Genomic DNA, 15,823 nt, shown 5'->3' with positions numbered 1-15,823 from the left:
CTAACAAACCTTCGTTTGTTTCCTCAAAAGTACGGCGGCCGCTGTGGTTCGCTCACCAGGTGGGCTGGCCGGGGGCGGGGGCCTCGCCCTGGCGCGGGCGGGGGCGCTGCTGCAAGTATTGCTGCTCGTCGGCCCGCAGCGCATCGAGCACCTGCTGGGCCTGGGCGGGCGTCAGGTTCATGGCTTTCAGGCGCTCGCGCTGCGTTTGTAGCTGCAAATCGGCGTCGGTGGCTACTTCGGTGCCGGGCCGCTGGCCCTGGCCGGCGGGCGCGCTGGTGCCGCTAGCCGCGCTGGCATCGAGGCCCCGCTGGCGGCCGGGCGCGGTGCCGCTGGGCAGGGGCCGGGCCTCCCCCGCGCCGGGCCGGAAGCCGCCGTTGGCGCTGGTGCCCGTACTGGGCGTGGGGCGCTGGCGGTCGGGCTGGCCGGCGGCGCTGGGCTGGGGCGCGGCGGTGGGGCCGCCCGCCGGGGGCTGCGTGGGGTCGGGGGCCTGGCCGGGGCGGTCGGCCCCTTCCTTATCCGCCGGCTGAGGTGCTTTGCTACCCTGTTCTCGCTGCGTAGAGTCGCGCGGGCTGGGTTGCTTAGGGTCGGGAGCGCTGGCTGTGGGTGGGGACAGTTCGGGGTTGTCGGGCCGCTGCTGGGCCAGATATTGACTCAGTACCTCGTAGTTATAGCGCGCCGTGGCATTGGCCGGGTTCAGCTTAAGCGCCTGCCGCAACAGGCTGATAGCCTGCGCAATTTGCTGCTGCTGCACCAGTAGCGCCGCCAGTTGCTGCCGCGCTGTGCTGCCGATGGCGGTCGGCACGCTGGGGGCCAGTAACCGGGTGTAGGTGGTGCGGGCCCCCGCCAGCTGGCTGGCCCGCGCCTGCGCCTGCCCCAGGTTGAGCAACAGGGCTGGGCTGGGTCCCCCGCGGCCGGCCAGCGCCACTGCCTGCTGGTAGTAGTACACGGCCTCCGTGGGCCGGCCGCCGGCCAGCGCCGCCTGGCCCCGCGCCTGGGCCGCGTTGTGCTCGCGCACCTGCGTCAGCCAGTGCCAGCCGGGTAGGCCGCCGCTCAGTAGTAGCACAAGTAAGAACCAGCTTTTCATAGTTCGAGGCGCAGCACACGCACCGTTATTAGGCTGTCAATTAACAATAAAACGAGCGCAATACCCAGCGGGTAGCGGTAGCGGTTGTCAGCCACCGCTACGGTGCGGGCGGTGGCGGCGCTGGCCGTGGGGGGCAGGTTGCGCAGGTTGTTCAGCAAAGTAGCTAGGCCGTTTTCGCGGTCGTTGAGGGCTACGTACTGGCCACCGGTTTGGGCAGCTACTTGCAGCAGCGGGGCCTCGCGCAGGCGGCTCACTACCGGGCGGCCCTGGGCATCGCGCAAGCCCACTTTGCCACCCGGCGCGGGCACGGGGCCACCGGCGGCCGTGCCCACGCCCACCGTGTACACCCGCGCCCCGGTGCGCCCCAACGACCGCAGCACGGGCTCCAGATTTTCGCCAAAATCCTCGCCATCGCTCACCAGCACGGCTGCCACAGTGCGCGGCGGGGTAGCAGCTGCGGCAGGGCCCGCCGCGGGGGCGGGCCCCAGGCGTTCCAGCAATAGGTCGAGCGGGGCGCGCAGGGTGGTGGGGCCGGGGGGCGTTAGCTTGGTGCTCAAGGTACTCAAAAATAGCTGCAACGAGCCCTGGTCATAGGTAAGTGGGCACTGCACATAAGCCTGCGAGCCAAACACGATGAGCCCCAGCCGGTCGGCCGGAAAGGCGGCCGCCAGCTCGTTGAGGGCCGCTTGGGTGCGTAGTAAGCGGGTAGGGGCCACGTCGGCGGCATCCATCGAGCGCGACACGTCTACGAGCAGCCACACGTCTTGCCCGCTGCTGCGCACAGCCTGCTGGCGCACGCCCAGCGCCGGCCCCAACCAAGCTGCCAGCAGCAAGGCCCCGGCCACTAGCCGCAGTGGCAGCTTCCAGGCCAAGCGGCCCACACTTAGGCCCAGCCGCCGCCCCAGCCGCGCCGTGTGCCCGGTGTAGAGTACCAGCAGCAGCACCAGCAATGCCAGCCCAGCGGCCGCCAGCCAAAAATCAGGGTAAGCCCAGGTAAACATGTTTGCAAAGGACGGACGGGAGTCCGTAAAACCAGAAATTTTGCGCTTAATCGGCCACGCAGTGGGTTCCGCGCTAAGTAGTTGCACAAACGAGGCGCAAAAACTTCTCGAAAAGTTCGAAGAATTCGGATTGCCTGCGTATCTTTGCAGCCGCTAAGACCAACCGGGACTTGGCAAGCCACTTGTACGGAGAAGTGGGTGAGTGGCTGAAACCAGTAGTTTGCTAAACTGCCGTAGCTCTAAAGGTTACCGGGGGTTCGAATCCCCCCTTCTCCGCGCTTCTTTTGAATCAGGAATTAAAAATCAGGAAGTATGAATTGCTCGTCAATTTTCACTTGCTGATTTTTAATTCCTGATGCAAGCACCTCGGGGTGTAGCGTAGCCCGGTATCGCGCCTGGTTTGGGACCAGGAGGTCGTAGGTTCGAATCCTGCCACCCCGACATGTTGAATGGATTTGACCCCATAGCTCAGCTGGATAGAGCAGCTACCTTCTAAGTAGCCGGTCATTGGTTCGAATCCAATTGGGGCCACTTTTGAAGGCCCTAGTTTGAGCTTCAAACAAGCACGTAAAAAAGCCCTTGCCGCCCGCGGCAAGGGCTTTTTTTTGGCCCTGAAATACCGGGCAAAAACCCGGTAAAAACTAGGCAAAATGGAATAAAAAGAGTACTTTTGGTTGTTCTCTTTGTGACTGTATTTTCAGTCGGCTTAACCCCCTCTCTCGCATGAGTGAAGTAGTAGAAAAGAAGGCCCCCGCCGATTATTCGGCCGATAGCATTCAGGTGCTGGAAGGGCTGGAGGCGGTGCGCAAGCGCCCCAGCATGTACATCGGCGATACGGGTATCAAGGGTCTCCACCACTTGGTGTGGGAAGTGGTGGACAATTCCATTGACGAGGCCCTGGCGGGGCACTGCGACCTGATTCAGGTTACGATTAACGAAAACAACTCGGTTACCGTCCGCGACAATGGCCGGGGTATTCCTGTGGACTGGCACGCCAAGGAAGGCCGCTCGGCCCTCGAAGTGGTGATGACCGTGCTGCACGCCGGCGGCAAGTTTGACAAGGACAGCTACAAGGTGTCGGGTGGCTTGCACGGCGTGGGCGTGAGCTGCGTAAACGCGCTCAGCATCGACCTCAAGGTGAACGTGCGTCGTAAGGGCCACCTTTACGAGCAGGAGTACAGCATTGGTGCGCCGCTGTACGCGGTGAAGGAGATTGGCGATACCGACGAGCACGGCACGGAAGTACGCTTCCTGCCCGACCCCACCATTTTCACTGAAACGGAGTATCGCTACGCCACCATCGCCAGCCGCCTGCGCGATTTGTCGTTTCTCAACAAAGGCATTCGTATCACCCTCACCGACCGCCGCGATGTGCTCACCGGCGATGCGGCCGTGGGCCACTCCGACGCCGAAGGCTTCCGCTACGAAGAGTTTTACTCGACGGGTGGCCTGCGCGACTTCGTGCAGTACCTCGATGGTAGTGAGCGCCCTTCGCTGCTCTCCGAGCCCATTTATGTGGAGAGCGAGAAAGGTGGCACGCCCGTAGAAGTGGCGTTGCAGTACAACACCTCCTATCAGGAGAACGTGTACTCATACGTCAACAATATCAACACCATCGAGGGTGGCACGCACGTGGCGGGCTTCCGCTCGGCCGTAACGCGGGTGCTGAAGGCGTATGGCGACAAAAGCAAGCTGTTTGAAAAAGCTAAGGTGGAAATCACCGGCGACGACTTCCGCGAAGGCCTCACGGCCGTTATCTCGGTGAAGGTGCAGGAGCCGCAGTTTGAGGGCCAGACGAAGACCAAGCTTGGCAACTCGGAAGTGAGCGGCGCGGTGAACAGCGTGGTGGGCGAAATTCTGGGTCAATACCTGGAAGAGAACCCCAACCAGGCTAACCGTATCATGGACAAGGTTATCCTGGCCGCCAAGGCCCGCATTGCCGCCCGTAAGGCCAAGGATATGGTGCAGCGCAAAAACGTGCTGGGTTCCAACTCCTTGCCCGGCAAGCTGGCCGACTGCTCCGACTCGGACCCTGAAATCTGTGAGCTGTACTTGGTCGAAGGTGACTCGGCCGGCGGTACGGCCAAGCAGGGCCGCAACCGGGCGTTTCAGGCCATTTTGCCGCTGCGCGGTAAGATTCTGAACGTAGAGAAAGCCCAGGAGCATAAGATTCTGGAGAACGAGGAAATCAAGAACATGATTACCGCGCTCGGTGTCACGTTCAACGAGCGCAAGTCGCTGGCTTTCGGCACCGACGACGATGGCAACGAAACCGGCCCGCTGAACTTCGACAAGCTGCGCTACCACAAGGTCATCATCATGACCGATGCTGATATCGACGGCTCGCACATTCGGACGCTGATTCTCACGTTCTTCTTCCGCTACATGCGCCAGCTCGTGGACCAAGGACACATTTACATCGCCCTGCCGCCGCTTTACCTTGTGAAGCGCGGCAAAGAGGAGCGCTACTGCTGGACCGAAGAGGAGCGCATAACGGCCCAGGACGAAATCGGCCGCGGCAAACCCGAAACTGTGCACGTACAGCGCTACAAAGGCCTGGGCGAGATGAACGCCGAGCAGCTTTGGACCACCACTATGCAGCCCGCCACCCGCACCCTGAAGCAGGTAACCGTGGACTCGGCCGCCGAGGCCGACCACCTCTTCTCGATGCTGATGGGCGATGAAGTAGCCCCCCGCCGCGACTTCATCGAGCAAAACGCTAAGTACGCCAAGCTGGACGTGTAGCCACGCCCTACGAGGCTACTGATAAAGTACCTTGCGCCCGCCATCCCGAATTAAGGGATGGCGGGCGCTTTGCTTTTCAGCTGCCCTCTGGTTGCCCTCTTTCTCAAATACATGGTTACTTCTACCCCCGCCAAACAGCTGCTACTCAGCACACCGGCTGATATTGATGAGATTTTTCGCCTCTACCGATTAGCGGCCGCGTACCAAGCTGCTACTGCCAAGGCCACCGTGGTCTGGCCCGATTTTGAGCGGGAGCTGGTGGTGCAGGAGCTAGCTGAGGGCCGCCAGTGGAAGCTCGTGGTGGGCGATACCATTGCCTGCGTGTGGGCCATCACGTTTGACGACCCGCAGATTTGGGGCGTCCGTAATGCTGACCCCGCCGTGTACATTCATCGCATCGCTACTAATCCCGATTTCCGGGGGCAAAGTTTCGTTGCCGTTATCGTGCAGTGGGCCAAGGAGTACGCCCGGCAGCACCAAAAAAAATATGTGCGCCTCGATACCGTTGGCGAAAACCACGGGCTGATTGCGCACTACACTGCGTGCGGCTTCACCTACCTTGGGCTGGCTGCCCTCACCGACACGGCGAGCCTGCCAGCCCATTATCACAACGCAACCGTGAGTTTGTTTGAGTTGCCTGTATAGAGGTAAAATCTTGTAGTCAAGTAGTTGTGCATCAAAATTCGAAATAGTTTTTTCTGGCTTTGAATACAAAAAGGCCACCCAATTGGGTGGCCTTTTGCATGCTGATGAAGCGGTAGTAGGTCGGTAATAAGCACAAGCTTCTACGCTGGTGCCACCCATAAAATCCGCTAAATCCTGGGTTCTAGTAATCAGTGCGGCCTTCCTTGGCAGCCCAGGCTTGGAAGGAAACCAGGGCCTCGTCGCGCAGGAATTGCTGCATAGGTAACTTTCTTTTATTCAAGGGTTTATCTATTTCATCGTAGATAAACTGGTCGTCGAAGCCGATGGCAGCAGCGTCGGCTTTGGTGTTGGCGTAGAATACGCGCGCCGGGCGGGCCCAGTAGATGGCCCCCAGGCACATGGGGCACGGCTCGCAGCTGGTGTAGAGGTCGCAGCCATCGAGCTGAAAGGTGCCCAGCACCTGGCAGGCCTTGCGAATGGCATCGACCTCGGCGTGGCAGGTGGGGTCGAGGGTGCTGGTGACCTGATTGAAGCCGCGGGCGATAATCTGGCCATCCTTGACGATAACCGCGCCGAAGGGGCCGCCAAAACCGGCCTGCATTTTCTCCAGCGACAGCCGGATGGCCTCGCGCATAAAGCCGACATCAGGAGCCTGGGAAGGAATATCAGAAGTTTTCACGAATTGATAATCAGTTTATTAAAAAAGAAACGCAAGAATTTTTCGGAAAGCCAGGAATCTTTTGGCCGCTCGCTTGTTCTACCTGCGTGAAAGAATAGTTTTTTAAGGTGTTTTGGTTGGAAAGCCCTTCGCTCATGGCGTAGGGCTTTTTTCATGTCCCCACTAGTCTGGGCCGGTGGGCGAGTAGCCACCCAAAAACTGCGGCCGCAAAATTAGGGCTTTTGCCTGGCCCGGCGCTTGCGGCTACTCAGGCTAGGGGCAGTGACAGCTTGTGGACGCGGGTCGCCTCGTTTGGGGACTAATCTGGTTTTAAGCGGCCACAACCTGGGAATAGGAGTTGGTGTCGAAAAACCGGCTTTTTATTGATAGTTTATTAACAAAAACTACCCCTGAGCTTGGGCCCTAGTAGCTGGATTAGGCAGTGGCAGTCGCCGTTGGATACCCTATGTAGGATGGCCGGGAGTATTGGTGCGGCGGGGACCCGCCGTAGCTGCGCCCGGTGGCGCGAGGAGGCAATGCTGAGCAGGCACAGGCAACTGCGGGTAGGACAGAAACAGCTCATTCACTGCGAAATACCTGCTAGCGAAGAGGAGGGTGCCGTGCCATGCATTGGCCCTGCTGCCAGGTAGGCAGACTTTAGCGGACCCGTAGGCGCGAGCTGCCCAGGCTGCGCAAGCTTGCCAGCCGGGCAAACCGTAGCGTATGGCTACGCCCTTGCCGGGGGAATGGTAAAACGCTGGTTAGCGAAAGCTGGGAAACGTGTAATTTGCAGTACTTACCTCTTTTCCCACTCGCATGATGAACCGGCGAATAGCTGTCAAAAACTTCGCGCTGCTGGCCGCCACGGCCACCTTGCTACCCAGCTGCTTTTCCCAGTCGGAAGACGGCAAGCAGGCGGCCGCCGCGCCGCCCGCCGCGGCCGTGAGTGCCAGCCAGCAGCAATTGCTGGCTGAAGTGTGCGAAACCATTATTCCGAAAACGGATACGCCGGGAGCCAAGGACCTGAGCCTGCACCTCTACGTGCTTAAAATGCTGAAAGACTGTACGCCCGTGAAGGAGCAGCAGCTTTTTATGGCGGGCTTGCAGCAGCTGGATGGCGCGTCCCAGAAGCAGCACGGCCAGGCATTTGGGGCCAGCACGGCAACCCAGCGACTGGCATTGCTTCAGCGCATCGACCAGCAGCCCGACGGTTTTTCGCCCGAGCTGATGGGCTTTTACCGCATGGCCCGGCAGCTGACTGCCGATGGCTATAAGGGTAGTAAGTACTTCATGACCAAGCAGGTAGTGTATGAGTTGGTGCCCGGCCGCTACAACGGCTATTACCCAGTAAGCAAAGTAGATTTAGCAGTTCCGCACCATGGCCAATCTTAACATCGACAGCGTAAAGGAGCGCACCTTCGACGCCATCGTCATTGGCTCGGGCATGAGTGGCGGCTGGGCGGCTAAAGAACTCACGGGCAAGGGGTTGAAAACTCTGGTAGTGGAGCGGGGCCGCCAAGTGGAGCACAACAAAGACTACCCCACCACCAACCTCAACCCCTGGGAATTTGCCCACGGCGGCAAGGTGCCGCTGGCCGTGCGCGAGGCCAACCCAATTGCCAGCCGCTGCTACGTATTCAAGGAGGACGCTATGCACTTTGTGGTGAAGGACGCGGAGCACCCCTACGTGCAGGAAAAGCCGTTTGACTGGATTCGGGGCTACCAGGTGGGGGGCAAGTCGCTGCTGTGGGCGCGCCAAACCCAGCGCTGGAGCAAGTATGACTTTGAGGGCCCGGCCCGCGACGGCTTTGCCGTGGACTGGCCCATTCGCTACGACGACTTGGCGCCGTGGTACAGCTACGTGGAGAAGTTTGCGGGCATCAGCGGCAACCACGATGGCTTGCCCGCGCTGCCCGACGGCGAGTTTATGCCCGGCTTCCCGCTCAATGCGGTGGAAGATTATTTTCGAAAGGAGTTGAAAAAAAGCCACCCCGACCGGCACGTTATCAGCGCCCGCTGCGCGCATTTGTCTCAGCCCCAGCCCATTCACTACGAGCAGGGCCGGGTGCAGTGCCAAAACCGGGTGCTGTGCCAGCGTGGCTGCCCGTTTGGCGGCTACTTCAGCAGCAACTCGTCCACTATTCCGTGGGCCATGAAAACGGGACACCTCACGTTGAAGCCCGACCTGGTGGTGCAGTCCATCCTGTTTGACGAGCAGAAGGGCCGGGCTACCGGCATCCGGGTGATTGACACGCATACCAAGGCCGTTACGGAGTACTATGCGCCCGTGCTGTTTGTGAATGCGGGGGCGTTGAATACCAATTTGTTACTGCTTAACTCCACTTCGCACCGCTTTCCCAACGGCCTGGGTAACGACAGCGGGGTGCTGGGTAAGTACGTGGCGTTTCATAACTACAGCGCCCACATATCGGCCGAGTACGAGGGCTTGAAAGAGTTTACCACCGATGGCCGCAACCCGGCGGGCGGCGGCTACCTGCCGCGCTTTCGCAACGTGTTTAAGCAGGAAACCGACTTTTTGCGCGGCTACGCCACCAGCTTTGGCGCGTCGCGCGGGCTGGTGCAGCCCGAGCACGGCCTGGGGGCCGATTTCAAGCAGCAATTGGAGCGCCCGGCGCTGGGGCCATGGCGGGTGCAGTCGGGCATGATGGGCGAAACCATCCCGAAGGCCACCAACTACGTGCGCCTCGACCCCACCCGTAAAGATGAATGGGGCATGCCGCTGCTGTCGATATCGGTGGACTACGACGATAACGATGCCAAGATGAAGAAAGACTTCTTCGAGCAGTTTACCGACATGTACACGAAGGCGGGCTTCGTCAATATTAAGGCCGTGGATACCGGCCAGGCCCCCGGCCTCGACATTCACGAGATGGGCGGTGTGCGCATGGGCCGCGACCCCAAAACGTCGCTGCTCAACCAGTGGAACCAGCTGCACGCCTGCCCCAACGTGTACGTAACCGATGGCGCCGCCATGACCTCGACTTCTACCCAAAACCCCTCGCTCACCTATATGGCCCTTACCGCGCGGGCCGTGGACCATGCTGTGCGCGCGGCTAAAAGGGGCAATGCAGTTTGAAAAGTGAGTAATTACTCCTACCTTGCTTCGGGATAAAGCCGTGGGCTGCCTTGCGTGAATTATTCCTAATTAATTGGCCTTTAGTAAAAAGTGAGCGGATAAAGGCCAGCTTCCTCCGTCTATTTCCCACCCTATCGTTTCGTAGTAGTTCATGGAAAAAAACACGTATGACGCCATTGTAATTGGCTCAGGTATATCAGGCGGTTGGGCAGCCAAAGAGCTGACGGAGAAGGGCTTGAAAACGATAATGTTGGAACGTGGTCGTAACATCGAGCACGTGAAGGACTACGTAAACGCCAATAAAGCGCCCTGGGAGCTGCCCCACCGCGGTGGCAAAACCCAGCAGATGATAGCCGAATACCCCGTGCTGGGCCGCGACTATACCCTGAACGAGTCTAACCTTGACTATTGGGTTAACGAAAAGGAGAGCCCTTACACCGAGGTAAAGCCTTTCGACTGGTTCCGGGGCTACCAAGTGGGTGGCCGCTCACTGATGTGGGGCCGGCAGTCGTACCGCTGGAGTGACTACGACTTTGAGGCCAACGCCAAAGACGGCATTGCCGTGGACTGGCCCATTCGCTACAAAGACCTGGCGCCTTGGTACAGCTACGTGGAGAAATTTGCGGGCATCAGCGGCAACCGCGATGGCCTGCCGCAACTGCCCGACGGCGAGTTTATGCCCCCCATGGAGATGAACGTGGTGGAGAAAGACGTAGCCGCCCGCATTAAGAAGAATTACGAGCACCGCCGCATGGTGATTGGCCGCACGGCCAACATCACGATGCCGCACCACAACCGCGTTAACTGCCAATACCGCAACAAGTGCTGGCTGGGCTGCCCATTTGGGGCCTATTTCAGCACGCAGTCGGCCACGCTACCCGCGGCCGTAGCTACCGGCAACCTCACGCTGCGGCCGTTTTCGATTGTTACTAAAATTCTTTATGACAAAGACACCAAGCGCGCCAAAGGCGTGGAGGTGCTCGATGCCGAAACCAACCAGACCTACGAGTACTACGCCAAGGTTATTTTCCTGAATGCGTCGGCGCTTAATTCGGCCTGGGTGCTGATGAACTCGGCTACCGATGTGTGGCCCGAGGGCCTGGGCAGCAGCAGCGGCGAGTTGGGCCACAACCTGATGGACCACCACTTCCGGGCCGGCGCACACGGCGATGTGGAAGGCTTCGACGACAAGTACACCTACGGCCGCCGGGCCAACGGCATTTACGTGCCGCGCTTCCGCAACCTATTTGGTGATAAGCGCGACTACATCCGCGGCTTTGGCTACCAAGGCAGCGCTGGCCGCGAGGGCTGGAGCCGCGAAATTCCGGAGATGAGCATCGGCGGCGAGTTCAAGGACGCGCTCACCGAGCCCGGCAAGTGGACGATGGGCATGACGGGCTTCGGCGAAACGCTGCCCTACCACGACAACCGCACGTTCCTGGACAAGACCAAGAAGGACAAGTGGGGCCTGCCCGTGCTGTCGATGGACGCGCACATCCGGGAAAACGAGTTGAAAATGCGCGTCGATATGATGAATGACGCGCAGGAAATGCTCGAAAAAGCGGGCCTTAAAAACGTGAAAACTTACAACGGCAGCCAGGTGCTGGGCGGTGGCATCCACGAGATGGGTACTGCTCGCATGGGCCGCGACCCCAAGACGTCGGTGCTCAACCAGCACAACCAGGTGTGGGACGCGCCCAACGTGTACGTGACCGACGGCGCAGCCATGACCTCGGCCGCCTGCCAAAACCCCTCGCTCACTTACATGGCCCTCACAGCCCGCGCCGTGGACCATGCCGTGAGCGAAATGAAAAAGCAAAACATTTAATATCAGCCTATTATGAACCGCCGCAACGCCCTCGCCCGCGTGGCCGTCCTGATGGGCGGCACCGTCATCGGAGCCGATTATTTCCTGACCAGTTGCTCTTCGCCCAGCGGCAAAGACGGTGCTAAGACCGACGCGCCGGGCACCACCGCCGGCGGGGCCAAAGTGGCCTTTACGCCCGCTCAAATCGGGCTGCTTAATGAGGTGGGTGAAACCATTTTGCCTGCCACCACCACGCCGGGGGCCAAGGCCGCCAATGTAGGTGGCTTCATGGAAGTGATGGTGCGTGACTGCTACAAGCCCGCCGACCAGCAAATCTTCCTCACCGGCCTCACCAAGCTTGACCAGGATTGCCAGAAAATGCAGGGCAAAGCCTTTATGGCCTGCGACCCGGCCCAGCGCACTGCCTTTCTCACCGCCTTGGACAAGGAGCAGAAGCAGTTCACCCAAAACCAGCGCAAGGACGACCCGAGCCACTATTTCCGCATGATGAAAGAGTTGACGCTGCTCGGCTTTTTCACCTCTGAGGTGGGCGCTACCAAGGCGTTACGCTACCTGCCCGTGCCCGGCAAGTACGACGGCAACGTGCCTTACAAGAAGGGCGACCGCGCCTGGGCTACCAGCTGATTACCACATAAAAATCTGAAAAAGAACGTCATCTGAGCTTGTCGAAGCATCTCTGCCACGCCGCTGGGTTAGTAATCCTACTGGCGTGGTAGAGATGCTTCGGCAAGCTCAGCATGACAAATAGCCCTTAGTTACCCAACTGCCTTTTCCCACCCCGCTGTTTATGACGCCGACTATCCGCTTCAAACTGTCCTTGATGATGTTCTTGGAGTTCTTTATCTGGGGCGCTTGGTTTGTGACGCTGGGTACGTACCTGCTGCAAAACCTGCATACCAGTGGCGTGCAGGTAGGGGTGGCGTTCCTCACCCAATCCATCGGGGCAATTGTGGCCCCCTTCGTTATCGGGCTGATTGCCGACCGGTTTTTCTCGGCCCAGAAGATACTGGGAGTCTTGCACTTAGCGGGGGCCGTGCTGCTGTGGCAGGCATCGAGTGCCACTGATTTCGGGGCGTTTTACCCGTACATTCTCATTTACATGATTCTGTACATGCCCACGCTGGCGTTGGTTAACTCCATCTCCTTCCGGCAAATGCAGAATCCGCAGCAGGAGTTTGCCAATATCCGAGTGCTGGGCACCGTGGGCTGGATTGTGGCAGGCCTCACTATTGCTAAGTTGGGCTGGGAGGAAAGCGGCACGCTGGTGCTCACGCTGAAAATGGCAGCCGGCGCATCGGCGCTGCTGGGGGTATTCAGCTTTTTTCTGCCCGCCACACCGCCGGTGAAAAAAGAGGGTCCTACCACCATGGGCGACCTGCTGGGCCTCGATGCCATTCGGCTCCTGAAAAACCGCTCATATCTGATTTTCTTCCTGGCTTCGGTAGCCATTTGCGTGCCGCTGTCTTTTTACTACGGCTTCACCAACCCGTTTCTCAACGAAGTGGGCATGAAATCGGCGGCTGGTGTGCAAAGCCTCGGGCAAGTATCGGAGGTGCTGTTTATGCTGCTCATCCCAGTTTTCTTTGCCCGCTTGGGCGTGAAAAAAATGCTAGCTATTGGTATGCTGGCCTGGGTGGTGCGCTACGTATTCTTCGCCTTCGGCAACGCCGACAGCAACTACTGGATGCTGATTGCGGGCATTGTGCTGCACGGCATTTGCTACGATTTCTTCTTCGTAACGGGTCAGATTTACACCGATAACCTGGCTGGCGAGCAGTCGAAAAGCGCGGCCCAGGGCTTCATCACGCTGGCTACTTATGGCGTGGGCATGCTTATTGGCTCGCTGCTGTCGGGCCAGATTGTGGACGCCCACAAAACCACCGGCGACCTGCACGACTGGCACACCATCTGGCTCATTCCGGCGGCCATTGCGGCGGCCGTGCTGGTGGCGTTCCTGCTGCTTTTCAAAGACCAGCGCGTGAGCGCCTCGGTCGAAGAAATGAGCTTTGCCGAAACCAAGGCCCGCTTGGAAGTATAAGCGGTTGACTTACTGAATGTTAGCATGAAATTAAGATTGGGAATGATTGGCGGGGGTACCGGCGCTTTTATTGGCGCGGTACACCGCCTGGCGGCCAACCTCGATGGCTTGTATGAGCTAGTGGCGGGCGCATTCAGCAGCGACGCGGCCAAATCGGCGGCTACTGGCGAGCTGCTGGGCCTAGCGCCTGACCGCGTGTACGGCTCCTTTCAGGACCTGATTGCCCGCGAAAAGCAGCGGCCGGCAGCCGAGCGCGTGCAGGTTATCGCCATCGTAACGCCCAACTACCTGCACTTCGAGCCCGCCAAACTGGCCCTCGAAAATGGCTTCCACGTCATCCTCGACAAGCCGATGACCTTTTCATTGGCGGAGGCCAAGCAGTTGCAAACCGTGGCCGAGGCCAGCGGCTGCCTGCTCTGCCTTACTCATACCTATACTGGCTACCCCATGGTGAAGGAGGCGCGCCAGCTGCTGGCTGCCAACACGTTGGGACCCATTCGCAAGGCCTACGTGGAGTACCCGCAGGGTTGGCTGAGCAAGTTTGAGGAGGGCGGCGACAACAAGCAAGCCGCTTGGCGCACCGACCCCGCCCGTAGCGGCGTGGCCGGCTCGATGGGTGATATTGGTACGCATGCCTTCAACTTACTAGAGTATGTTACGGGCCTGCAAGTAGTTAAGCTTTGCGCCGATATTAATATCGTAGTGGCTGGCCGGCAGCTCGACGACGATGGGGCCGTGCTGCTGAAGCTCAGCAACGGGGCCAGCGCCGTGCTTATGGCTTCGCAGATTGCGGCCGGCGAGGAAAATAACGTTAAAATCCGGGTGTACGGCGACAAGGGTGGTGTAGAGTGGCAGCAAGCCGATAACAACACACTGTTGGTGAGGTGGTTAGATGGCCCGGCCGAGATTCGCCGCACCGGCACTGGCTACGTCGGTTCCTTTGCGCAGCACAATGCCCGCGTGCCCGCCGGCCACCCCGAAGGCTATATCGAAGCTTTTGCTAACCTTTACCGCAATTTTGCTTTGACGCTGCAAGCGCGGGCCGCCGGCACGGCTGCTACGCCCGAAATGCTTGATTTTCCGAGTGTTAGTGATGGGGTACGCGGCATGGCATTTATTGAGCACGTCATTGCCTCGGGCAAATCGACTGAAAAATGGACCGACTTCACCGTTTGATTAACCTATGACTACCATCCAAGGACCGGCCGTTTTTGTGGCCCAATTCATCGGCGACCAAGCCCCATTTAACACGCTGGAGGGCATTTGTGCTTGGGCGAAAGACCTGGGTTTCAAGGGCGTGCAGTTGCCCACCACCGACTCCCGCTTCATCGACTTGCAGCTGGCGGCCGACAGCCAAACCTACGCCGATGAGATAAAGGGTAAGGTAAACGCCGCCGGGCTGGAAATCACGGAGCTTTCGACCCACTTGCAGGGCCAACTGGTGGCCGTGCACCCCGCCTACGACCAGCTGTTTGATGGCTTTGCGCCCGAGGCGTACCGCAACAATCCGTTTGCGCGCCAGCAGTGGGCCGTGCAGCAGCTCAAGGCGGCCGCTAAAGCTTCGCGCCGCCTCGGGCTGAAGGCACACGCCACCTTTAGCGGCGCGCTGCTGTGGCCCATGGTGTACCCCTGGCCCCAGCGCCCGGCCGGCCTGGTCGAAACCGGCTTTGCGGAGCTAGGTCGCCGCTGGTTGCCCATCCTGGATGAGTTTGATGCTCAAGGTGTTGACTTGTGCTACGAAACGCACGCGGGCGAAGACATTCATGATGGCATCAGCTACGAGCGGTTTTTGACGGAAGTAAACGACCACCCGCGGGCCTGCCTGCTCTACGACCCCTCGCACTTTGTGCTACAATGCCTTGACTACCTAGAGTATATCGACATCTACCACGAGCGCATCCGGATGTTTCACGTGAAGGATGCCGAGTTTAACCCCACCGGGCGGCAGGGAGTGTACGGCGGCTACCAGTCGTGGCTGGACCGCGCTGGCCGCTTCCGCTCGCTGGGCGACGGGCAGGTCGATTTCAAGGCCATTTTCAGCAAGATGGCGCAGTACAACTTCCCCGGTTGGGCCGTGCTGGAGTGGGAGTGCGCCATTAAAAACTCTGAGGACGGGGCCCGCGAAGGGGCTCAGTTTATCAAAGACCACATTATTCGCGTGACTGACAAAGCCTTCGACGACTTTGTGGCCACCGCGGCCAACCCGACTTTCAACAACTCCCTGCTAGGAATTTAACCGCCTCCTCCTATGAAAAAATTTGCTTTGCTCCTCAGCCTCGGTGCGCTAGTGGCTGCCTGTGACTCGGGCTACAAGCCTGATGCGGCTGATACCCAAGCGGCCACAGTTACCCCGGCCGATGCGACCGCCCACGACACCACCGCCGGCACCAAAGTGGCGGCCGTAGCCAACCAAGTGCAGATAGACACCAACGTGACGAAAATCGGCACCGAGCATTCGGGCGGGGTCATAAATAAAGGGGCGCAGCTAATTGCCGGCTCCGACTGCGGCAGCTGCCACAAGCAGAACGAAAAGGTGGTGGGTCCGTCCTACGCCGACATTGCCAAGAAGTACCCAGCTACCGCCGCCAACATTGCCATGCTGGGCAATAAAATCATTACCGGCGGCAAGGGCAACTGGGGCGAAATCCCCATGACGCCGCACCCCGCGCTGGCTTTGGCCGACACTAAGGAAATGGCCAAGTATATTCTGAGTCTTAAGTAAAAAAC

13 protein-coding genes and 3 tRNA genes are annotated in these 15,823 nt (G+C 59.5%); 13 read left to right on the top strand and 3 right to left on the bottom strand.

The features are described 5' to 3' along the window. Positions 1 to 52: 52 nt before the first annotated feature. Both ACYVGC_RS02640 and ACYVGC_RS02635 read right to left on the bottom strand, forming a co-directional pair. The gene (locus ACYVGC_RS02640) at positions 53 to 1,084 is read right to left on the bottom strand and encodes a tetratricopeptide repeat protein (protein ID WP_460582221.1); all 1,032 of its coding nucleotides are present in this window, start codon (positions 1,082 to 1,084) and stop codon (positions 53 to 55) included. Beyond that, positions 1,081 to 2,085 (bottom strand): vWA domain-containing protein, encoded by a 1,005-nt coding sequence (locus ACYVGC_RS02635; protein WP_460582220.1) that lies wholly within the window; start codon positions 2,083 to 2,085, stop codon positions 1,081 to 1,083. The genes ACYVGC_RS02640 and ACYVGC_RS02635 overlap by 4 nt, the downstream gene beginning before the upstream one ends. 188 nt (positions 2,086 to 2,273) lie before the next feature. Between ACYVGC_RS02635 and ACYVGC_RS02630 the strand changes: the two genes are divergently transcribed. The 5 genes from ACYVGC_RS02630 to ACYVGC_RS02610 all read left to right on the top strand — a co-directional run bounded on the left by ACYVGC_RS02630 (position 2,274) and on the right by ACYVGC_RS02610 (position 5,475). Continuing rightward, a tRNA-Ser gene (locus ACYVGC_RS02630) sits at positions 2,274 to 2,361 on the top strand. A 91-nt stretch (positions 2,362 to 2,452) separates the two neighbouring features. Next, positions 2,453 to 2,526, top strand: a tRNA-Pro gene (locus tag ACYVGC_RS02625). A gap of 16 nt (positions 2,527 to 2,542) precedes the next feature. Continuing rightward, a tRNA-Arg gene (locus tag ACYVGC_RS02620) sits at positions 2,543 to 2,616 on the top strand. 192 nt (positions 2,617 to 2,808) lie between these two features. Then, positions 2,809 to 4,830 carry a DNA topoisomerase subunit B gene (gene gyrB, locus ACYVGC_RS02615; protein WP_460582219.1) on the top strand — a complete coding sequence of 674 codons (2,022 nt, stop codon included), beginning with the start codon at positions 2,809 to 2,811 and terminating at the stop codon, positions 4,828 to 4,830. 111 nt (positions 4,831 to 4,941) lie between these two features. After that, on the top strand, positions 4,942 to 5,475 hold the full coding sequence (locus ACYVGC_RS02610) for a GNAT family N-acetyltransferase (protein WP_460582218.1): 534 nt from the start codon (positions 4,942 to 4,944) through the stop codon (positions 5,473 to 5,475). 181 nt (positions 5,476 to 5,656) lie between these two features. Here the strand turns inward: ACYVGC_RS02610 and ACYVGC_RS02605 are convergent, their stop codons facing one another. Beyond that, positions 5,657 to 6,109, bottom strand: a complete 453-nt coding sequence (locus tag ACYVGC_RS02605; RefSeq protein ID WP_460582413.1) for a nucleoside deaminase — start codon at positions 6,107 to 6,109, stop codon at positions 5,657 to 5,659. Positions 6,110 to 6,949: 840 nt separating this feature from the next. Here ACYVGC_RS02605 and ACYVGC_RS02600 point away from each other — a divergent pair. The 8 genes from ACYVGC_RS02600 to ACYVGC_RS02565 all read left to right on the top strand — a co-directional run bounded on the left by ACYVGC_RS02600 (position 6,950) and on the right by ACYVGC_RS02565 (position 15,818). Continuing rightward, positions 6,950 to 7,525 carry a gluconate 2-dehydrogenase subunit 3 family protein gene (locus ACYVGC_RS02600; RefSeq protein WP_460582217.1) on the top strand — a complete coding sequence of 192 codons (576 nt, stop codon included), beginning with the start codon at positions 6,950 to 6,952 and terminating at the stop codon, positions 7,523 to 7,525. Then, positions 7,512 to 9,230, top strand: a complete 1,719-nt coding sequence (locus ACYVGC_RS02595) for a GMC family oxidoreductase (RefSeq protein ID WP_460582216.1) — start codon at positions 7,512 to 7,514, stop codon at positions 9,228 to 9,230. Before ACYVGC_RS02600 ends, ACYVGC_RS02595 begins: the two co-directional genes overlap by 14 nt. A 151-nt stretch (positions 9,231 to 9,381) precedes the next feature. Next, positions 9,382 to 11,058: a GMC family oxidoreductase gene (locus tag ACYVGC_RS02590; RefSeq protein ID WP_460582215.1), complete on the top strand. Its 1,677-nt coding sequence runs from the start codon at positions 9,382 to 9,384 to the stop codon at positions 11,056 to 11,058. A gap of 12 nt (positions 11,059 to 11,070) precedes the next feature. After that, positions 11,071 to 11,682 (top strand): gluconate 2-dehydrogenase subunit 3 family protein, encoded by a 612-nt coding sequence (locus tag ACYVGC_RS02585; protein ID WP_460582214.1) that lies wholly within the window; start codon positions 11,071 to 11,073, stop codon positions 11,680 to 11,682. 163 nt (positions 11,683 to 11,845) lie between these two features. Further along, on the top strand, positions 11,846 to 13,096 hold the full coding sequence (locus ACYVGC_RS02580; RefSeq protein ID WP_460582213.1) for a nucleoside permease: 1,251 nt from the start codon (positions 11,846 to 11,848) through the stop codon (positions 13,094 to 13,096). A 24-nt stretch (positions 13,097 to 13,120) separates the two neighbouring features. Beyond that, the gene (locus ACYVGC_RS02575; protein WP_460582212.1) at positions 13,121 to 14,272 is read left to right on the top strand and encodes a Gfo/Idh/MocA family protein; all 1,152 of its coding nucleotides are present in this window, start codon (positions 13,121 to 13,123) and stop codon (positions 14,270 to 14,272) included. 7 nt (positions 14,273 to 14,279) lie between these two features. Further along, on the top strand, positions 14,280 to 15,332 hold the full coding sequence (locus tag ACYVGC_RS02570; protein ID WP_460582211.1) for a sugar phosphate isomerase/epimerase family protein: 1,053 nt from the start codon (positions 14,280 to 14,282) through the stop codon (positions 15,330 to 15,332). Between the two features lie 12 nt (positions 15,333 to 15,344). After that, complete coding sequence (locus tag ACYVGC_RS02565; RefSeq protein ID WP_460582210.1) at positions 15,345 to 15,818, top strand: c-type cytochrome; 474 nt, start codon at positions 15,345 to 15,347, stop codon at positions 15,816 to 15,818. The last annotated feature ends 5 nt before the right edge of the window (positions 15,819 to 15,823 follow it).

It is taken from the genome of Hymenobacter arcticus (genome assembly GCF_054779975.1).
The sequence above is the reverse complement of the archived record's forward strand: the minus strand, read 5'-3'. Positions and strand labels throughout refer to the sequence as shown.